At 67.1% G+C, this 17,614-nt stretch carries 14 protein-coding genes; 8 read left to right on the top strand and 6 right to left on the bottom strand.

Going from position 1 to position 17,614, the window contains the following annotated elements:
- The first annotated feature begins 1 nt into the window (after position 1).
- On the top strand, positions 2–730 hold the full coding sequence (locus tag C2862_RS16180) for a LytTR family DNA-binding domain-containing protein (RefSeq protein WP_136221158.1): 729 nt from the start codon (positions 2–4) through the stop codon (positions 728–730).
- Here C2862_RS16180 and C2862_RS25535 read toward each other — a convergent pair whose 3' ends face one another.
- The 3 genes from C2862_RS25535 to C2862_RS16170 all read right to left on the bottom strand — a co-directional run bounded on the left by C2862_RS25535 (position 731) and on the right by C2862_RS16170 (position 5,538).
- Complete coding sequence (locus C2862_RS25535) at positions 731–3,013, bottom strand: ATP-dependent DNA helicase (RefSeq protein ID WP_210736016.1); 2,283 nt, start codon at positions 3,011–3,013, stop codon at positions 731–733.
- Positions 3,010–4,659 carry a VRR-NUC domain-containing protein gene (locus C2862_RS25530; protein ID WP_210736014.1) on the bottom strand — a complete coding sequence of 550 codons (1,650 nt, stop codon included), beginning with the start codon at positions 4,657–4,659 and terminating at the stop codon, positions 3,010–3,012. Before C2862_RS25530 ends, C2862_RS25535 begins: the two co-directional genes overlap by 4 nt.
- A 102-nt stretch (positions 4,660–4,761) precedes the next feature.
- Positions 4,762–5,538, bottom strand: a complete 777-nt coding sequence (locus tag C2862_RS16170; RefSeq protein WP_136221157.1) for a hypothetical protein — start codon at positions 5,536–5,538, stop codon at positions 4,762–4,764.
- 105 nt (positions 5,539–5,643) lie between these two features.
- On the opposite strand from C2862_RS16170, the gene C2862_RS16165 reads away from it, so the two are divergent.
- From C2862_RS16165 to C2862_RS16150, 4 genes are all read left to right on the top strand, one after another.
- Positions 5,644–6,480: a M15 family metallopeptidase gene (locus C2862_RS16165; RefSeq protein WP_136221156.1), complete on the top strand. Its 837-nt coding sequence runs from the start codon at positions 5,644–5,646 to the stop codon at positions 6,478–6,480.
- Between the two features lie 98 nt (positions 6,481–6,578).
- A complete protein-coding gene (tssM, locus tag C2862_RS16160; RefSeq protein WP_136221155.1) occupies positions 6,579–10,304 on the top strand; it encodes a type VI secretion system membrane subunit TssM in 3,726 nt (1,241 codons plus the stop codon).
- Positions 10,304–11,269: a type VI secretion system-associated protein TagF gene (tagF, locus tag C2862_RS16155; RefSeq protein WP_136221154.1), complete on the top strand. Its 966-nt coding sequence runs from the start codon at positions 10,304–10,306 to the stop codon at positions 11,267–11,269. Before tssM ends, tagF begins: the two co-directional genes overlap by 1 nt.
- A 56-nt stretch (positions 11,270–11,325) precedes the next feature.
- Complete coding sequence (locus tag C2862_RS16150; RefSeq protein WP_136221187.1) at positions 11,326–12,048, top strand: OmpA family protein; 723 nt, start codon at positions 11,326–11,328, stop codon at positions 12,046–12,048.
- Between the two features lie 62 nt (positions 12,049–12,110).
- On the opposite strand, the gene icmH is transcribed toward C2862_RS16150, so the two are convergent.
- From icmH to tssJ, 3 genes are all read right to left on the bottom strand, one after another.
- Positions 12,111–12,875, bottom strand: coding sequence for a type IVB secretion system protein IcmH/DotU (gene icmH, locus C2862_RS16145; RefSeq protein WP_136221153.1), 765 nt, complete (start codon positions 12,873–12,875; stop codon positions 12,111–12,113).
- Positions 12,872–14,218, bottom strand: coding sequence for a type VI secretion system baseplate subunit TssK (gene tssK / locus C2862_RS16140; RefSeq protein ID WP_136221152.1), 1,347 nt, complete (start codon positions 14,216–14,218; stop codon positions 12,872–12,874). The genes icmH and tssK overlap by 4 nt, the downstream gene beginning before the upstream one ends.
- A gap of 63 nt (positions 14,219–14,281) precedes the next feature.
- Positions 14,282–14,815, bottom strand: coding sequence for a type VI secretion system lipoprotein TssJ (tssJ, locus tag C2862_RS16135; RefSeq protein ID WP_136221151.1), 534 nt, complete (start codon positions 14,813–14,815; stop codon positions 14,282–14,284).
- Positions 14,816–15,007: 192 nt separating this feature from the next.
- Between tssJ and C2862_RS16130 the strand changes: the two genes are divergently transcribed.
- The 3 genes from C2862_RS16130 to tssC are packed head-to-tail and all read left to right on the top strand — an operon-like array spanning position 15,008 to position 17,600.
- Positions 15,008–15,583, top strand: coding sequence for a M48 family metallopeptidase (locus C2862_RS16130; RefSeq protein WP_229467468.1), 576 nt, complete (start codon positions 15,008–15,010; stop codon positions 15,581–15,583).
- A 19-nt stretch (positions 15,584–15,602) separates the two neighbouring features.
- Positions 15,603–16,103, top strand: a complete 501-nt coding sequence (gene tssB, locus C2862_RS16125) for a type VI secretion system contractile sheath small subunit (protein WP_136221149.1) — start codon at positions 15,603–15,605, stop codon at positions 16,101–16,103.
- A gap of 9 nt (positions 16,104–16,112) precedes the next feature.
- Complete coding sequence (gene tssC / locus C2862_RS16120) at positions 16,113–17,600, top strand: type VI secretion system contractile sheath large subunit (RefSeq protein ID WP_136221186.1); 1,488 nt, start codon at positions 16,113–16,115, stop codon at positions 17,598–17,600.
- Positions 17,601–17,614: the final 14 nt, after the last annotated feature.

The raw sequence follows: 17,614 nt of genomic DNA, 5'->3' as shown, positions 1-17,614 counted from the left end.
CATGCGTGTCATCATCGTCGACGACGAATTCCTGGCGCGCGCACTCTTGCGCGAATACCTGGCCGAGCATCCCGCGATCGAGATCGTGGCCGAATGCGCGAACGGCTTCGAGGCGGTCAAGGCGATCGCCGAACTGCAGCCGGACCTGGCCTTCCTCGACATCCAGATGCCGAAACTCGACGGCTTCGAAGTGGTGGAGCTGGCGGGGGCGCGCACGCAATACGTGTTCGTCACGGCCTACGACCAGTTCGCGCTGAAGGCCTTCGAAGTGCGCGCGATCGATTACCTGTTGAAACCCTTCAGCCGCGAGCGCCTGGCCCAGGCACTGGACAGCGCCAGATCCCGCACGACGCCGCCGGAGCAGGTCGAGGCGGTGGCGCAGGAGGCGGCCCGCCGCAACGGCCCGCTCGAGCGCATCCTGATCCGCGACGGCGCCCGCGTGCACGTGGTCCCAAGCAGCAGCATCGACTGGATCGAGGCCCAGGACGATTATGTCCAGATCAGCGCGGGCGGCCGCACGCATTTGAAGAACGGACGCATGGCCGAACTCGAGCAAGGCCTCGATCCGGCGCTGTTCCTGCGCGTGCACCGTTCCTACATCGTCAACGTCGGCGCGATCGAGCGCATCGAGGCGGCGAGCAAGGACAGCTGGTGCGCGGTCCTGAAGGACGGCAAGCGGGTGCCGGTCAGCCGCAGCGGCTATCAGAAGGTGCGCGAGCGCATTGCCTGATTACGTGATCCGGTCGACCTGCCACCAGCGCGGCAGCAGGGCGCGCACGGCAGGCTGGTCGAAGCGGTCGTCGATCAGGTAGACCACGCCTTTGTCAGATTCGGTACGGATCACGCGCCCCGCCGCCTGCACCACCTTCTGCAAGCCCGGATACAGATAGGTGTAGTCGTAGCCGGCGCCGAACATCGCCTGCATGCGCGCGCGCAGCTGTTCGTTGACCGGGTTCAGTTGCGGCAGGCCGAGGGTGGCAACGAAAGCGCCGATCAGGCGCGCGCCCGGCAGGTCGATCCCTTCGCCGAAGGAGCCGCCCAGCACCGCGAAGCCGATGCCGCGTCCTTCGGGCTGGAAGCGATCGAGGAAGGCGGCGCGTTCAGGCTCGCTCATGCGCCGTTCCTGGCGCCAGGTCGGCACCTCCGGATGCAGCGCGGCGAACAGGTCGGCCACCTGTTCCAGGTAATCGAAACTACTGAAGAAGGCCAGGTAATTGCCCGGCGCCTGGGCGTACTGCTCGGCCATCAGGTGCGCGATCGGCGCCAGCGAGGCACTGCGGTGCTGGTAGCGCGTCGAGATGCGGGCGGCGATGTGCACCGCCAGCTGGCCGGCGTGGAAGGGCGATTCGACGTCGACCCAACCGGTGTCGGCGGGCAGGCCGAGCAGGTCGGCGAAATAATGCCAGGGGCTGAGCGTGGCCGAGAACAGGGTCACCGAATGCGCCCCCTCGAAACGTGGGGTGAGGAAGGGCGCCGGCACCACGTTGCGGATGCAGAGCACGCTATCCTTGCCGCTGCGGGTGAGGTCGTACAGCGAATGTTCGCCAAAGGATTCGGCCAGACGCGTGAAGTGCAGGGCGTCGAAGTGGAAGCGCTGCAGGGCCGGGTCGAGCGGGCCCGGGTTCTCGGCGACGAAGTCGTTGATGGCGCTGGTGGCGTTGGTGAGCGCATTGAGCAGCTTCTCGCCGGGCGCGTCGAGCACCTGGTACGGGAGTCCGGCGGACTGGTCGATCTCGGCCCAGACCCGGCCGATTTTGGTAAGCGCCTTTTTCACCACGGGAGGCGCAGCAGCGCGGGCGGCGCGCAGGGCGACCCGATCGAGTTCGCCCGAATACATCGAGCGTGCACGCGCGACCATGTTGTGGGCTTCGTCGACCAGCACGCTGGCGCGCCAGCCGTTCGCCTGGGCCATCGCGTAAAGCATGGCGCTGCCGTCGAAATAATAGTTGTAGTCGCCGACCGCGATGTCGGTCCAGCGCGCCATTTCGCTGCCCAGGTAGTAGGGGCAGACGTCGTGCCGGAGGCCGACCTCGCGCAGCGCGGCGCGGTCCAGCACCGGTACTTCCAGTGCGGCCCGGCGCGCGGCCGGGAGGCGGTCGTAGAAGCCTTGCGCCAGCGGGCAGGAATCGCCGTGGCAGGCCTTGTCCGGATGCTCGCAGGCCTTGTCGCGCGCGGTCAGCTCCAGCACGCGCAGCGGCAGCGCGGGCGCGTGCGCGCAAATCGCCTGGGCGGCGTCGAGCGCGAGCTGGCGGCCCGGCGTCTTCGCGGCGAGGAAGAAAATCTTGTCGATGCGCTGGCCTGGCGCCGCCTTCAGTACCGGGAACAGGCTGCCGATGGTCTTGCCGATCCCGGTCGGCGCCTGGGCCAGCAGGCAGCGCCCGGTCGCATTCGCCTTGAACACGTTCTCGGCGAGCTGGCGCTGGCCGGGGCGAAAGTCCGCATGGGGAAAGCGCAGCGCCCCCAGGGCCGCGTCGCGCGCCTCGCGGTGGCGCAATTCCTGTTCGGCCCAGGCCACGAAATGGCCGCAGGCTTCCTCGAACATGGCTTTCAACTCGAGCGCGCTGCGCGTCTCGCGCAAGGAGGTCTCGAGGCCGCTGCCGATCTCGTAATACACCAGCGCGAGATTGACCTGCTCCAGAGCGCGTGCGGCGCACAGCAGGTGGCCGTAGACGCGCACCTGGGCCCAGTGCAGGTGGCGGTGGTTGTCCGGCATCGAGGACAGCTGGCCGCGGTAGGTCTTGATCTCTTCGATCAGGTTCTGCTCCGGGTCGTAGCCGTCGGCGCGGCCGCGCACGTGCAGGGGACCGTAGTCGCCGCTCAGCGTGACTTCGGTCTGGTAGCCTTCGCCGCGGCGCGCGGTGACGACCGCATGGCCGACGATGCCTTCCTGGGCGGTGGGCGAGGGCGTGAAACGCAGGTCGAGGTCGCCGCGCTTGGCCGTGAACTCACACAGCGCACGCACAGCGACGACATACTGCGCGACATCCTGCGCAACGAACGAGGCCTCGCTCAAGCAGCCTGCTCCCACTGCAGGTAGCACACCGCCACCGGCATGTCGTGCTGCGCGCAGTACTCGATCCAGCGCAACTGGTTGTCCTGCAGGCGGTCGCCCGGGCCCTTCACTTCGATCATGCGGTAGCGGCCTTCGTCCGGGAAGAACTGGATCAGGTCGGGGAAGCCGGTGCGGTTGGCTTTCAGGTCGGCCAGGATGCGTTCGCACCAGCGCTTCACGTGCGCTGCCGGGATGCAGTCGAGCGCCAGTTCCAGCAGCGGGCGGTCGAGGTATTCCCAGGCGACGAAAGGCGCCGAGATGCCGGCCTTTTCCTCGAAGTGGGCGAGGATGGTGGCGCGGTAGCGGCCGTCGTCGCACTGCGCCAGGCAGTCGGCGAATTCGGCGGCGCGGCGCTGGTGGAAGTCCAGGCTGTACAGGTCGGCCGGGGCGCGGTGGAAGGGGTGGAAGAAGGCGCCGGGAATGGCGGCGAAGATCGCGCGCCAGCACAGCAGGCCGAACAGGGCGTTCGCCAGCATGTTCTCGACGTAGAACACGGGCGCCGCCTCGCTGCCGAGGTGGTCGCGCACCGCGCCCTCGACCCAGGGACCGTCGCCCGGCACAGGCAGGCAGAGGTCGAGGCGGGCCGGGGCCGGCGGGCGCGGAGCGATCGCTTTCGGGTGGCCGAGCTTGCGCGCCAGGCGTGGCTTGAGGCGCGCCAGGTGCTGGCGTTCGGCGTCGTTTTCCGGCGTGCTTTCCGCTTCCTGCAGCAGCTGCCAGGCCTCGAGGTAGCGCTCGGCCTTTTCCAGCACGCGGATCGCGCGCCCGCGCGCACCCGGATAGCCGCACTGCGTGTAGATGTCGATTGCGCGCGGCCAGTCCTGCAGCTTCTCGACGTGCTGGCCGACCTGGAACAGGAATTTTTCGCGCCGGCTGTCGAGCCACTCGTTCTCGAAAGGCTGCAGCGGCAGGTCCTGCAGGACGTCCTCGATCGGTTCCAGCCCTTCGGCGAAACGCTCGCGGCAGGTGTGCAGGTGCAGGTAATGGTCGATGTCGCGGCGGTCGCGGAAACCGCGCGAGGCGGGCGAGAACTCGACCTGCTCGTAGCGGAACAGGCCGAGGTCGGCCAGCACGAACTCGGTCCAGTCCTGGCGCAGATTGCCGAAGAAGATCAGGCGCAGCCGTTCGCACAGGGGCTTGACCAGGATGCGGAAGGCGACGTCGGTGCAGCCGGCATACCACTCGGAGAAGGCGCGGCTCTCGGCAAAGGCCTCGCGCAGGGCTTCGAGCTGCTCGGCCTTGCGTGCACTCTTTTGGTGCAATTTGTCGCCAAAGGCAGCCACGAGTTCCGGCTTGGCCAGGAGTTCGAACAATTCGTCGAGGTTGAGCACGGGATCGAGCGCGATCCATCCACTGGGCAGCAGCTGGCGGGCCGCCTCGACCGGGCAGCCGATCTCCGCGTAGATCATCTTGCTGGCGCGGAAGAGCTCGCCCTTGCGCATGACCATGCGCACGAACAGCGCGCGTGCGGCCTGCGGCAGCGTGGGGAAGGCGGCGATGAAGGCTTGCTCTTCCTCGGTCAGCAGGTCGCGGTAGCGCCCGCCGATCCAGTCGAGGACATTCTGGAAGTTATCCAGGTAATAAAACTCGTTTTCCAGAACCCTGTGCATGATGTGAGGCGACAACTGTGCTTATGTACAGTATAGCCTCAGGAAGTGCCAAGGCCCAGCCCTTTCGGCCGCATGGATGAGCGGCCGTGGTTTTTTGCCACATCAGGGACGGGATGGCTTCGACGGGCACTTGGGACCGGTGCAACCGGCTTCGCCGCGGTGGCGCTCGGAGTGCTGGATGATGGCCGAGATCAGGGCGACGTCGCTGTCGACCGGCGCTTCGGCCGTTGCGGCGGGCTTGCGTGCCTGTGCGGTATTGTCGGCTTTTGCTTTCGTTTTCGCTTTCGCAGCGGTGGCGTTGCGCGCCTGGACCGGTTTTGCCGGTTTCGCCGGGCGCTTGACCTGCTTCGGGGCCTTGTCCACTTTTTTCTCCACCCGTGCGACCGTGCGGACCGGCTCGGGCTTGGCGGGTGTGGCGGGCTTGGCCTGCACGCTGTCCTGCGCGGGCGGTGCGGGCGCTGGCGTCGGCTTCGTGCCCTTGACTTCCTCCGGCGGCAGCATGACCAACGGCGGCACCGCGCTGGCGACGGTCGCGTCGCGCTTGCGTGCGGATTCGTCCACGATGACGGCCGGGTGCGGCGCCTCGACCGGGTTCGCGGCGGCGAGCGCTGGCGGCGCCTGGGGCGGCAGGACAGGATCCGGCATGGTCGGCACCACCTCCACGTTGCTTGCATCGTGCGCGGACTGCAGTTCCTGCGCGCTCGTGTGATTGTCATAGGCGAGCCAGGCGATGCCGCCGACCAGGATGCCGGCCAGCGCCGCCGCCGCGCCGTAGGAGGCCAGGCGCACGCCCGACATGCGCGGGCCCATGCGCCGCGCCGAATCGCGTTCCAGCATCGCGAGGATGTTTTCTTCTCCGGCGCCGCGGCGCGACGACATCAGGTTTGGTCTTGTCGAGCCTGCTTGATTTTCGTCTGTAGGGCGCACGGCATACCTCCTAAGATGGACGTTTCTGTGTCGATTAGAAACCCTCTGGGAAAACCCATGCTGATCTTTGTCGCACTTCTGTATTTTTGCGTCGCGTGCAGCCTGATCTGGCTGGCCTGCTTCCCGACCGGACGTGCATGGATCAACCAGTTCATGTTCGGCCTGCGCAGCCGCATCGCGCGCGCCTCGCTGCGGCGCCCCGAACTGCCGGCCCATGCGCTGCCATCGCGGCGTTCGCTGCAGCAGTCAAGCAGGGCGCTGATGAAGGCGCTGCGCCGCCACTGGATCGTGCTGGCCATCGTGGTGCCGGCGGTGGCGATCCCCTCGCTGCTGGCGCTGGCCCTGCGCACGCCCGACATGCTCCCCGGGTACGAGCCGGTCGAAGCACTGCCCGACGCCCAGATCGCGGCCCTGCTGCAGGGCGAACAGCTGGTGCCGCCGAGCGACCCGCCGCCGCTTGCCTTCTCGACCCAGGAAGTGGTGCAGGTGCGGCCGATGCTGGTCAATGCCAGCCGCAACTGGGGCCTGATGCATCCGGACTTCAGCCAGCGCCTGCTGCTCGCTTTCAAGATCATGAAGGAGCGGCACGGCTACGACATGGCCCTGCTGGAGGGCTACCGCAGCCCGGCGCGCCAGGACATGCTGGCGCAGATGGGCGGCGCCGTGACCAACGCGCGCGCCTTCCAGAGCTGGCACCAGTACGGCCTGGCCGCCGACTGCGCCTTCTGGCGCGACGGCAAGCTGGTGATCTCGGAAAAGGACCCCTGGGCCATGCGCGGCTACCAGCTGTATGGCGAGGTGGCCGAGCAGCTGGGCCTGACCTGGGGCGGACGCTGGAAGATGATGGATCTGGGGCATACCGAGCTGCGTCTCAGGGGTGTCATGCGGCGCTGAGGCGCTCCGCCCCGGTTGAGGAAGGTCAAATTTTCCACAGGCAATTGATGCGAGCATTGCCTGTCGGACTTTTCCCTAACCTTCACAACGCTCCCGCCATGGCCCGTCTCTGGAAGTTTCTCACCGACAGCCGCGTGCTTGTCGTGATCGGCATCACCGCCTGCATCGGCATCCTGTTCCTCAGCGCAGACACCTTCGAGCTTGGCGCCATCTGGGCCGTGATCGGGGCGCTGGTCCTGCTTGCCCTGTTGGGCAGTTACTGGGGCGTGCGCCAGTTGCTGCGCAAGCGCGCGGCAAGCCGCCTCAGCGCCAGCCTCGCCGAAGACGCAGGCGCCGTCGACAATGCGAAAAGCGAAGTGGCAGTCCTGCGCAAGAACATGCTGGAAGCGATCACGACGATCAAGACCTCGAAGCTGGGCCTGACGCGCGGCGGCGCGGCGCTCTACGAACTGCCCTGGTACATGATCATCGGGAATCCGGCGGCGGGCAAGAGCAGCGCCATCGCGCACTCGGGCCTGACCTTCCCGATCCCCGGCAGCAAGGCGGTGCAGGGCGTGGGCGGCACCCGCAACTGCGACTGGTTCTTCACCACCGACGGCATCCTGCTCGACACGGCCGGCCGCTATTCGGTGCAGGAAGGCGACCGCGCCGAGTGGTTCAGCTTTCTCGAACTGCTGAAAAAGCACCGTCGGCGCGCGCCGATCAACGGCATCCTGATCGCGGTCAGCGTGGCGGAACTGACGGCCGGCCCCGCCAGCGCTTCGATGGAACTGGCGAAAAGCCTGCGCACGCGGGTCCAGGAACTGACCGAGCGCCTGGGCGTGTATGCGCCCGTCTATGTGATCTTCACCAAGGCCGACCTGATCGCGGGCTTTTCCGACTTCTTCCACGATGCCGAACGGTCCGAGCGCGACCGCGTTTGGGGCGCGACGCTGCGCTACAACCGGCGCAGCACGCCGCAGGACGTGCTGGCCTTTTTCGACACCCATTTCGACGAGCTGCACGACGGCCTGAAGGAGTTGAGCCTGGCGAACATGGCGGGTAACCGCAGCGCGCGCATGCGGCCCGGCGTCTTCACCTTTCCGCTCGAATTCGCCGCCATCCGCAGTCCGCTGCGCGCCTTCCTGTCGACCCTGTTCGAAGAGAATACCTACCAGTTCAAGCCCGTGTTCTGCGGCTTTTATTTCACCAGCGCGCTGCAGGAAGGGCAGGTGCAGGACCTGTCGTCGAAACGCGTGGCCAGCCGTTTCGACCTCGAACTGAAGGACCGCAAGGGCGCCGAAGCGGGAGAGGAAGCCCCGGCCGAAGAGGGTTACTTCCTGCTCGAGCTGTTCCGCAAGGTGATCTTCGCCGACAAGGACCTGGTCAAGCGCTACAGCAATCCGGCCAGCACGCGTATCAAATACGCCGCCTTCTTCGCGGCCACCGTGATGCTGGGCGCGGCACTGGGCGGCTGGAGCTGGTCCTACATGGGCAATGTCCAGCTGGTGGCGAACGTGCAGGCCGACCTCGACAAGGTCATGCGGCTGCAGGACAAGCGCATCGACCTGCAATCGCGCCTGGAAGCGCTCGACATCCTGCAGGACCGCATCGAACAACTGAGCCGCTACCGCGAAGACCAGCCCTGGGCGCTGTCCTTCGGCCTGTACCAGGGCGAGGAGCTGGAGCGCAAGCTGCGCGACGAGTACTTCGCCGGCGTGCGCGCCGTGATGGTCGAACCGGTGGCGGGCGCGCTGGAAACCATGCTGGCCGAGGTGAATGCGCATGCCGACGCGCTCGATCCCAACGCCCAGGCCGCGCCCAGCAGCAAGCCGGGCCAGCCCTACCAGGAAGTCTCGCCGACCAATGTCGCCGATGCCTACAACGCGCTGAAAACCTACCTGATGCTGGGCGATAAGACCCGTGCCGAACCGGGCCATCTGAACGACCAGCTGACGCGCTACTGGCGCACCTGGCTGGCCGCGAACCGCGGCGCCATGCCGCAGGAGCAGATGATCCGCAGCGCCGAGCGCCTGCTGAGTTTTCACCTGTCGCAGATTCATGACCAGGCCTGGCCGCAGGTGACCCTGAAACTGAGCCTGCTCGATTCGGCACGCGAAAACCTGCGCCGCGTGGTGCGCGGCACGCCGGCGCGCGAACGCGTGTATGCCGACATCAAGACCCGCGCCGCCACCCGCTTCCCGGCGGTGACAGTGGCGCGCATCGTCGGCGACAACGATGCCGGCCTGGTGGCGGGCAGCCACGCGGTCAGTGGCGCCTTTACCCGCGCCGCCTGGGACAAATACGTGCAGGGCGCGATCCGCGACGCCTCCAACCGCGAGCTGCAAAGCACCGACTGGGTGCTCAAGACGGTGGCCAAGGATGACCTGACCCTGGAGGGCAGCCCCGAGCAGATCCAGAAGACCCTGGTCGACATGTACAAGGCCGAGTATGCGAAGGAGTGGGCCAAGTTCGTACAGGGCGTGACGGTCACCGACCTGCGCGGCTTCGACAGCAGCGTGATCGCGATGAACCGCCTGGGCGACCCGCAAGCCTCGCCGATCGCGCGCCTTTTAAAAGCCATCTACGAGGAGACCTCCTGGGACAATCCGGCCGCCGCGCGCGCGAATCTGGGCAAGACGGAGCGCACGCTGGCGAACTGGTTCAAGGAAGTGATCCTGCGCCGCGCGCCGTCGGACGCGCGCACCCTGGCCGATGCGGTTGGGCCGGTGGCCGCCGGCCAGGCCGGCGCGATGGGACCGATCGGGCGCGAGTTCGCCGGCGTCGCGCGCCTGGTCGGTCCGCGCGAAAAGGAAGCCTCGCTGATGAACGGTTACCTGGATTGCCTGTCGCGCCTGCGCACCCGCCTGAACCAGCTGAAGAACCAGGGCGACCCCGGTCCCGGCGCCAAGCAATTCATGCAGCAGACCCTGGAAGGCAGCGGTTCGGAGCTGGCCGATGCCCTCAAATACGTCGACGAGCAGATGCTGACCGGGATGAGCGACGGCCAGAAGGCCGCGCTGCGTCCGCTGCTGGTGCGGCCGCTGGTGCAGACCTTCGCGATGATCGTGCTGCCCTCGGAATCCGAGATCAACAAGACCTGGCAGGCGCAGGTGCTCGAACCCTTCCAGAAGACGCTCGCTGAAAAATATCCGTTCTCCCCGAGCAGCAAGATGGAAGCGACCAGCGTCGAAATCGGCCAGGTGTTCGGACCGGAAGGGGCGGTCGCGAAGTTCATCAACACGGCCATGGGACCGCTGGTGATCAACCGCGGCAGCATGCTCACCGCGCGCACCTGGGCCGACATCGGCATCACGCTGGCGCCGCAGGCCGTGTCGGGCTTCCCGGGCTGGGTCGCGCCGCTGGCCAGCAATGGCGTGGCGCCGGCCAGCGGCGGCGCGCCGCAGAAGGTCTTCCAGCTGCAGGCGCAACCGGCGCCCGGCACCACCGAATACACGATCGAGATCGATGGCCAGCAGCTGCGCTACCGGAATACGCCGCCGGTCTGGACCAACATGGTATTCCCCGGCCCGGGGCCGGCCGGTGCGCGCGTCAGCGCGGTCACGTTCGACGGCCGCACGGTGGAGCTGTTCAACGAGGCCGGCCAGTTCGGCATGCGCAAGATGATCGAAGCCTCGACCCAGACCCGCAAGAACGGCGGCGTGAACGAGCTGCGCTGGGTCAGCGGCAATATCGCCATCGTGGTCGACCTGCGCGTGGTCAGCAACGCCGAAGCGGCCAGCAGCGGCGGCAAGGGCTTCCAGGGCCTGCGCCTGCCGCAAACCATCGTCGGCCGCGCCGTTCCCGAGCCGGCCACCATCAGCCTGGCCGCGGGAGGCCACTGATGCGCGCGCCTGCACTGGATCGGATCGGCTACTTCGGCAAGGTTCCGACGCGCAGCGACTTCGTCAAGCTGGCGCACGACGCCTCCGCGCTGGGCATGCTGGACGACTGGCTGGCAACCGTCATGCAGCGCCTGCCCTCCGACGCGCGCTGGAAGATCAACTACGACGCGATGGCGCCGGTGAGCTTCGCCTTCGTCGGCCCGGCGCGGCGCCACGCCGTGGCCGGCCACCTGGTCGCCAGCCACGACGCGCCCGGCCGGCGCTATCCCTTCCTCATGATGCGTACCCTCGACGTCCCTGACCCCGGCGCTTTTGTGTCGCGCTGTCCGCTCGCTTTTGCCCCGCTCTGGTCCTTCCTGGAGGCCGCGGCGCCGCAGGTGGTGCAGGCCGTCGACCCGACCCTGCACTTGCAGGGCATCAGCGACGCCGCAATCACGCTGGGCGAAGCCGACGGCGCGCTGGCCGCCTTCCTTGCCACCGGCACCATCGGTTCGCTGTCGAACCTGCTGGGCGACGAGGACGCCAGCCGCGTCATCCTCGCGCTCGGCCTGCTGCTGCAGCCGGTCATGCACAGTAAACCAACCCAGCTCGACAAGAGCCTGGTGCTGCCGCTGCCCGACGACGAGGCGCTGCGCGCGCCGGTGGCGGCCTTCTGGCTGGAACTGGTGGCGCCGTTCGTGCACCGCGCGGCATTCGACCTGGCGCTGTTCCTGACCCGGCAGGACGACCGGCCGGTGCTGGTGATCGGCTTTTCCGGCGCCGCGGCCCAGACCCTGCGCGGCATCATCGATCCGCTGGTCGGCCAGGAGCTGCAGGTGCGCCTGCTGGACACCGGCTGGATCGACGAGCAGCTTGGCCTGGACGTCGACGTGCGCGCCCTGGCCAGCTACCTCGACCAGCCGCAGCTGCCTCTCAAGATGGCGCGCGACCTGTTCCTGAAGACCTTCATCGGAGACGCAACGTGAGCAAGACGATTCTTTTCGCCGGCTGCCTGCTGGCGTTCGGTAGCGCCCGGGCCCAGATGCCCGCGCCCGCAGCGGCACCGGCAGCGAGCGGGCCGATCGTGGTGGCCGGCACGGTGGCCGACGAGGCCAGCAAGGCGGCCCTGCTGGGTCGCCTGCGCGCCGTGTACGGCGCCGAGCGCGTGGTCGACCAGCTCGCGGTCGGCACGGTCTCCACCCCGGCCAACTGGAACGAATACGTGGGCCGCCTGATCGGCCCGAACCTCAAGATGATCAGCCGCGGCCAGCTGAAAGTCGACGGCAACACGGTCAGCCTGCGCGGCGACGTGGCCAACGAGGGCCAGCGCCAGCAGATCGCCGGCGACATCGCCGCCAGCCTGAACCCGACCTATACGGTCAACAACGGCTTGCGCGTGGCCGCCTCCGAGCAGAGCGTGCTGGACGCCGCGCTGGCCAACCGCATCATCGAATTCGAGTCGGGCAAGGCCGCGCTGACACCCTCGGGCATGGCCATCCTCGACCAGATGAGCGAGGCCCTTAGAAAGCTGAACGGCATCAAGGTCGAAGTGATCGGCCACACCGACAACGCCGGCTCGCGCGCCGGCAACCTCTCGCTCAGCCAGGCGCGCGCCGAAGCCGTGAAGACCTATGTCGCCGCGCGCGGTATCCAGGCCGATTCGATCTCGGTGTCGGGCGAGGGGCCCGACCGGCCGGTGGCGGACAACCGCACGCCGGACGGGCGGGCACGCAACCGGCGGATCGAATTCAAGGTCGCCCAATAAGCGTCACACAAACAGGAACGCCGCCGGTAGCGATACCGGCGGCGTTTCGTCTGGCGCCCGGCTCAGGGCAGGGTGATCGTCACGTTCGCCGCCCGCGGCGGCAGCTTGACGAGGTCGTTGTAGCTGGCCAGCGCCGTCCCGGTGTCGTGCGAGAGCTTAGCCCGGAAGCCGGCATAGGCGCCCAGGCCGGCGAGCGCGAACACGGCGGACAGCACCCACAGCGACAAATCGCTGCGCAGGGTGTTGACGATCTGGTCGGGCCGCTCGGCGTGCGGCGCGAAGCCGCGGTTCTTGCCGCGCATGCGGGCGATCTCGTCGCCCAGGCGCGCCACCAGGTAGTTCAGCTTGTCGTGGCCGTCGAGCGCATAGCGGCCTTCGAAGCCGAGCAGCAGGCACATATGGAAGACTTCCAGTGCCTGCAGGTGCACGGCGCCTTTCGCGCGCAAGTCCTCCAGCCGGTGGAAGAAGTGCTCGCCGGCGAGCTGGTCGCCGAACACGCGCAGCTGCAGCGGGCGGGTTTCCCAGGCTTCGCGCACTTCGAAGTCGGAGCGCAGGATGATTTCGTCGACCGCCGAGCAAAAGGCGTATTTTGCCGCCGTGACGTCTTCGGCCGCCACGCCGATGGCCTTGGCGTTGCGGTCGACGTCGCCCAGGAAGGTCGTCATGTGGTCGGCAAAGGCGGCCTTGTCGTGCGGCCCGCAGCCGTTCTTCAGCAGGAACAGGGCGTAGAAGCCTTCGTACATCAGGTCGACCAGGGATTGCGGCGCATGGCCGGCGGCGCCGCGGCTACTCGTGGGCGCGACGCGCCGTTCGACGTGGGCGCTCATGCCGCCACCCCGATCAGGTCGAGCTGCAGGTCGCGGATCCCGTTCGGCACGAAGATCGAGATCGCCTGCGCCCTGAGCATGTTCTCGTACAGGACGCCCTTGTTCTCGAGCGCGAAATAATGGGTGTCGGGCCGCACCGGCAGCGCCGCCGGCACCTGGGGCGCATGCATCAGTTTCACGCCGGGCAGGGCCGAGAGCACGAAGGTGTCGACGTCCTGCGGCGCGCCGAGCTTGAAGCGGCGCGGCACCGCGTCGATCAGCTGCAGCGCCGGCATGTCGGCCGACACGGCGAGATACAGCATGGTCTGGGCGTTGATCCTGCCCGAGTCGAGCGCCCCGGTATGGTAGGACGGCCGCTCGTTCGACAGCGCGATCGAGAAGTAGCGGCTGGAGACGACGGTATCGAGCAGGTCGCGCAGGATCGCGTCCAGGCGGGCAAAAGCGGGGCCGGGATCGAGGTGCGAATAGGCCGGCAGGTCTTCCAGCGTGTAGCTGCGCGAATAGGCCATCAGGCCGCCGGCCAGGGCCAGCATGTCGCCGAACAGGCGCTCCGGATGCAGGTCGGGATGATGCAGGTAGTGCGACAGCGCCGCATAGCCGGTGCTGGCCGTATGCAGCAGCCAGAACGAGGACATGTCGCCTCCGCGAATCTCCACCACCTTGCGGCTCGGCTCGCGCATATGGCCGTAGAGCGCGTTCACCTTGGCCAGCAGCTTTTCCATCAGCCGGGCAAGGGCGTTCTGCAGCCCGGGCGCGCCTCCGATCGACACGCTTGGCGCGATGAAAGCGGGATCGACTTCGAAACCGCCGGTGGCGACGCGGCGCAGGCGCACCAGCGGGAAACTGTCGTAGGCGTCGAGAAGCTCGACGTCCGACACCAGGCGCACCGTCTTCCTCAGGTAGGCGATGTTGGCGTCGGCGGCTTGCGTGAACAGGTCCTGGGTATCGCGCTCGTGCTGCACGAAACGGGCATCGTCGCGTTCGACGTCCGGCTCCGCGCAGTTCTCGCCATGGGGCTTCAGGGCCGGCAGGGCCGCATGGAAGGTGATCGACTGGGTCGATGGCGGCAGGGCGCCGAGCTTGACCTGGAGCGGCAGGGCGTCGCCGTCCGGTGCACGCACGATCTCGCCATCGGGGAAGACCAGCGACAGCGCATCGATGCGCAGCAGGTCGCTGGCCAGGGCTTCGTGGTCGATCGCCAGACGCCGCACGCCCCAGGCGTAGGGATGCAGGGCGCGCGCGGTCTGGTTCAGGCGCGCCTCGTGGTAGCGGTCCTGCTGCTGGAAATGCTGGGGGCGCAGGAACAATCCCTCACCCCACAGCAGTTTCGATGGCATGTTCACTATTACCTCGCGAAGAAAATGTTTGCGGGAAAAAGTCGAGCTTGCGCGAAGGACGCCGGATCCTCATTGACAGCGCGCAGAAGCCGGCGCGGCGATGCTGGGTTGCGCGCCCAGGCCCGCCGCCAGCGCGCAGGCCTGGAGTGCCACGGTGAGCCCGGCGCTTTCCGCCTCGGCGGCAGGGAAGGACATGCGCCAGCGCTGCGGCGCCGGCGAGTGGAACAGGGCGACCACGCCGACATACGCGGCTTCGCGCGGCACCTTTTCCAGTACTTCGTAGCGCTGGCCGGGCACCAGGGTCACGTCCTTCACCGATACCAGGTCGGCGCCGAAAGCCTCGCGGTCGGCGCCCGGCGTCAGGAAGCTGGCGTAGGGCGCGGCTTCGAAGGCGGCGTTCTGGCGCAGCGTGTAGACGCGCGCGACCAGGGCCAGCGGCCGTCCCTGCCTGTCGGTATTGAGCTTGGGTGCGGCGTGCAGGCGCAGGGCGACCGCGCGCGGCGGCTTGAGCGCATCGGACTGGGCGGCCTGGCGCAGGGCGTTGCCGGAACAGCCTGCCAAAACCGCAGGCAGGACCAGCACGACAGGAAGAAACGCTCTCATTCGTTATTGCCTTTCGTAAATAACGTCAGCGCTCATTTAACAGCAACGCCATGCGCCGCCTCTGCGCGCGCGCAAGCCCGGCGGGCGTTGTGCGCTATTTAAGCGACCTGTGCAGTTGTTGACTAGCCGCAATTCTCTTGCAGTTGCTTCCCGAATAATGGCGGCTGGTTCAACGGACTGGAGACCGAAATGATGTTCACACGACTAATGCCGGCCATGGCTTGCGTCGCACTGCTGAGCGCCTGCGCCAGCACCGGCGACAGTGCGGCCGGCATGCCGAAGGCCGCGACGATGGCGGCCTCGGTCGCCGCGGCCGACGCCGCCATCGCGGCCGGGCAGCCCGACAAGGCTTATGCGCACCTGAAGAGCGCCAGCCAGGCCTTCCCGGCCGACAAGACCCCCTGGGTGCGCATGGCGCAGATGCGCTTCGACAGCAAGGAGTACGGCCAGGCCATCGTCGACGCGCACGAAGCGCTGGAACGCGACCCGGACGACACGCTGGCCCACAGCATCGCCGCCGTCAGCGGGCTGCGCGTCTCCAGCAAGGCGCTGGGCGAACTGACACGCAAGAACAAGATCAACGGCGACGTGAAGTCCGAGGCGCAGGACCTGGCCAAGCTGCTGCGCACGAGCCTCGGGCAGGACGACCTGGTGCCGACGAAGCCGAAGGCCCCGGTGAAACCGCGTGCGCCTGCGACGGCGACGGCATCAGCGGGCCCGGCGAAATCGCCATCGTCCTCGAACGATCCTTTCGACGCACTGAAATAAACCCCTCCCTGGAGCAGCCATGGCAAAAAACGAAAGCGTGCAGAAGCGCTTGCAAAAGGTGCGCGCGCCGCGTGTGCAGATGACCTATGACGTCGAGATCGGCGACGCCATCGAGAACAAGGAGCTGCCCTTCGTGGTCGGCGTGATCGGCGACTTCGGCAACGATCCGAGCGCCGAAAAGAAGCGCCTGAAGGACCGCAAGTTCGTCAGCGTGGATGCCTCGAACTTCGACGAGGTGCTGGGCGGCGTGGCGCCGAGCGTGCAGTTCCGCGTCGATAACCACCTGTCGGAAGAGGGCGGACAGTTCGGCGTCCAGCTGCAGTTCCGCGAAATGGCGGATTTTCGTCCTGAAGCCGTGGTGCAGCAGGTCGCGCCTTTGAAGGGCCTGCTGGAAGCGCGCACTAAGCTGGCCGACCTGCGCAACAAGCTGGCGGGGAACGACAAGCTCGACGACATCCTGAGCGAAGTGCTCGGCAATACCGAGAAGCTCGCAGGCCTGCGCAAGACGGAGGACAAATAAATGGCGGCCATGCTCGAACAGGCAATGAAGCCCACGCAGGAACTCGCGCCGGAATTGAATACGTCGCTACTCGACCAGATCGTCGAGCAAAGCCGGGTTGCCGCCTCGCCCAGCGAGCACGAACGCGCGCGCGACCTGATCTCGGAGCTCGTCACCCAGGTCATGTCGGGCACGATGGTGGTGTCGAACAACCTGTCGGCGATGATCGATGCGCGCCTCGCGGAACTGGATCGCATGATCTCGACCCAACTGTCGGCCGTGATGCACGCGCCGGAATTCCAGAAGATGGAGCGCGCCTGGACCGGCCTCCAATACCTGGTGAAGAATTCGTCCACCAGCTCGACCCTGCAGATCCGCATGCTCAACGCCAGCAAGCGTGAACTGGTAAAGGACTTCCAGGCCGCCGTCGAATTCGACCAGAGCACGCTCTTCAAGAAGATCTACGAGGAGGAATTCGGCACCTTCGGCGGCGCCCCATACGGCGCCCTGGTTGGCGACTTCGAGATGAGCCGCCAGCCCGAAGACATGTACTTCCTCGAGCAGATGTCGCATGTGGCCGCCGCCAGCCACGCTCCCTTCATCACCTCGGCCGCGCCGGAACTGTTCGGCGTCGACAGCTTCGGCGATCTGGGTAAACCACGCGACCTGGCCAAGGTCTTCGATACCGTCGAATACGCCAAGTTCAAGGCCTTCCGCGAATCGGAAGACGCGCGCTACGTCGGCCTGACCTTGCCGCGTTTCCTGGGCCGCCTGCCGTACAACCCGGTCGACGGCATGACCACGGAAGGCTTCAACTACGTTGAAGACGTGGACGGCACCGACCATGGCAAGTACCTGTGGTGTAACGCCGCCTACGCCTTCGCCTCGAAACTGACGCGCGCCTTCGAGGATTACGGCTGGTGCGCGGCGATCCGCGGCGTCGAAGGCGGCGGTCTGGTGGAGAACCTGCCGACCCATACCTTCAAGACCGACGAAGGCGAGGTCGCGCTGAAATGCCCGACCGAAGTGGCGATCACCGACCGCCGCGAGAAGGAGCTGTCGGACCTGGGCTTCATCTCGCTGGTCCACTGCAAGAACACCTCGTATGCGGCCTTCTTCGGCGCCCAGTCGGCGCAGAAGGCGAAGAAGTACGCCAACGAGGCGGCCAACGCCAACGCCATGCTGTCCTCGCAGCTGCAGTACATCTTCGCCGTCTCGCGCATCGCCCACTACATGAAGGCCATGATGCGCGACAAGATCGGCAGCTTCGCCGCCGCCTCCAACGTCGAGGATTACCTGAACCGCTGGCTCACGCAGTACGTCCTCCTCGACGACAACGCGAGCCAGGAGCAGAAGGCGCAGTTCCCGCTGCGCGAGGCGAGCGTGCAGGTGTCGGAGGTGCCGGGCCGCCCCGGCTGCTACCGCGCCGTGTCCTTCCTGCGTCCGCATTTCCAGCTCGACGAATTGTCCGTTTCTCTCCGACTGGTCGCGGAGTTGCCGCAGTCGACCAAAAACTAATCACTTTTAACCTG

The sequence above is a fragment of the Massilia sp. Mn16-1_5 genome, assembly GCF_004798585.1.
In the GTDB taxonomy this organism is placed as follows: domain Bacteria; phylum Pseudomonadota; class Gammaproteobacteria; order Burkholderiales; family Burkholderiaceae_D; genus Telluria.
Note: the sequence above shows the minus strand (reverse complement) of the source record. Positions and strands in the feature narration are given on the sequence as shown.

Bases quoted from the DNA above. Each gene is read 5' to 3' on its own strand.
- tssJ (WP_136221151.1), bottom strand. From the start codon at position 14,815: ATGAGAGCGTTTCTTCCTGTCGTGCTGGTCCTGCCTGCGGTTTTGGCA.
- C2862_RS16130 (WP_229467468.1), top strand. From the start codon at position 15,008: ATGTTCACACGACTAATGCCGGCCATGGCTTGCGTCGCACTGCTGAGC.
- tssC (WP_136221186.1), top strand. From the start codon at position 16,113: ATGCTCGAACAGGCAATGAAGCCCACGCAGGAACTCGCGCCGGAATTG.
- C2862_RS16150 (WP_136221187.1), top strand. From the start codon at position 11,326: ATGCCCGCGCCCGCAGCGGCACCGGCAGCGAGCGGGCCGATCGTGGTG.
- C2862_RS25530 (WP_210736014.1), bottom strand. From the start codon at position 4,659: ATGCACAGGGTTCTGGAAAACGAGTTTTATTACCTGGATAACTTCCAG.
- C2862_RS16170 (WP_136221157.1), bottom strand. From the start codon at position 5,538: ATGTCGTCGCGCCGCGGCGCCGGAGAAGAAAACATCCTCGCGATGCTG.
- tagF (WP_136221154.1), top strand. From the start codon at position 10,304: ATGCGCGCGCCTGCACTGGATCGGATCGGCTACTTCGGCAAGGTTCCG.
- icmH (WP_136221153.1), bottom strand. From the start codon at position 12,875: ATGAGCGCCCACGTCGAACGGCGCGTCGCGCCCACGAGTAGCCGCGGC.
- C2862_RS16180 (WP_136221158.1), top strand. From the start codon at position 2: ATGCGTGTCATCATCGTCGACGACGAATTCCTGGCGCGCGCACTCTTG.
- tssM (WP_136221155.1), top strand. From the start codon at position 6,579: ATGGCCCGTCTCTGGAAGTTTCTCACCGACAGCCGCGTGCTTGTCGTG.
- C2862_RS16165 (WP_136221156.1), top strand. From the start codon at position 5,644: ATGCTGATCTTTGTCGCACTTCTGTATTTTTGCGTCGCGTGCAGCCTG.
- tssB (WP_136221149.1), top strand. From the start codon at position 15,603: ATGGCAAAAAACGAAAGCGTGCAGAAGCGCTTGCAAAAGGTGCGCGCG.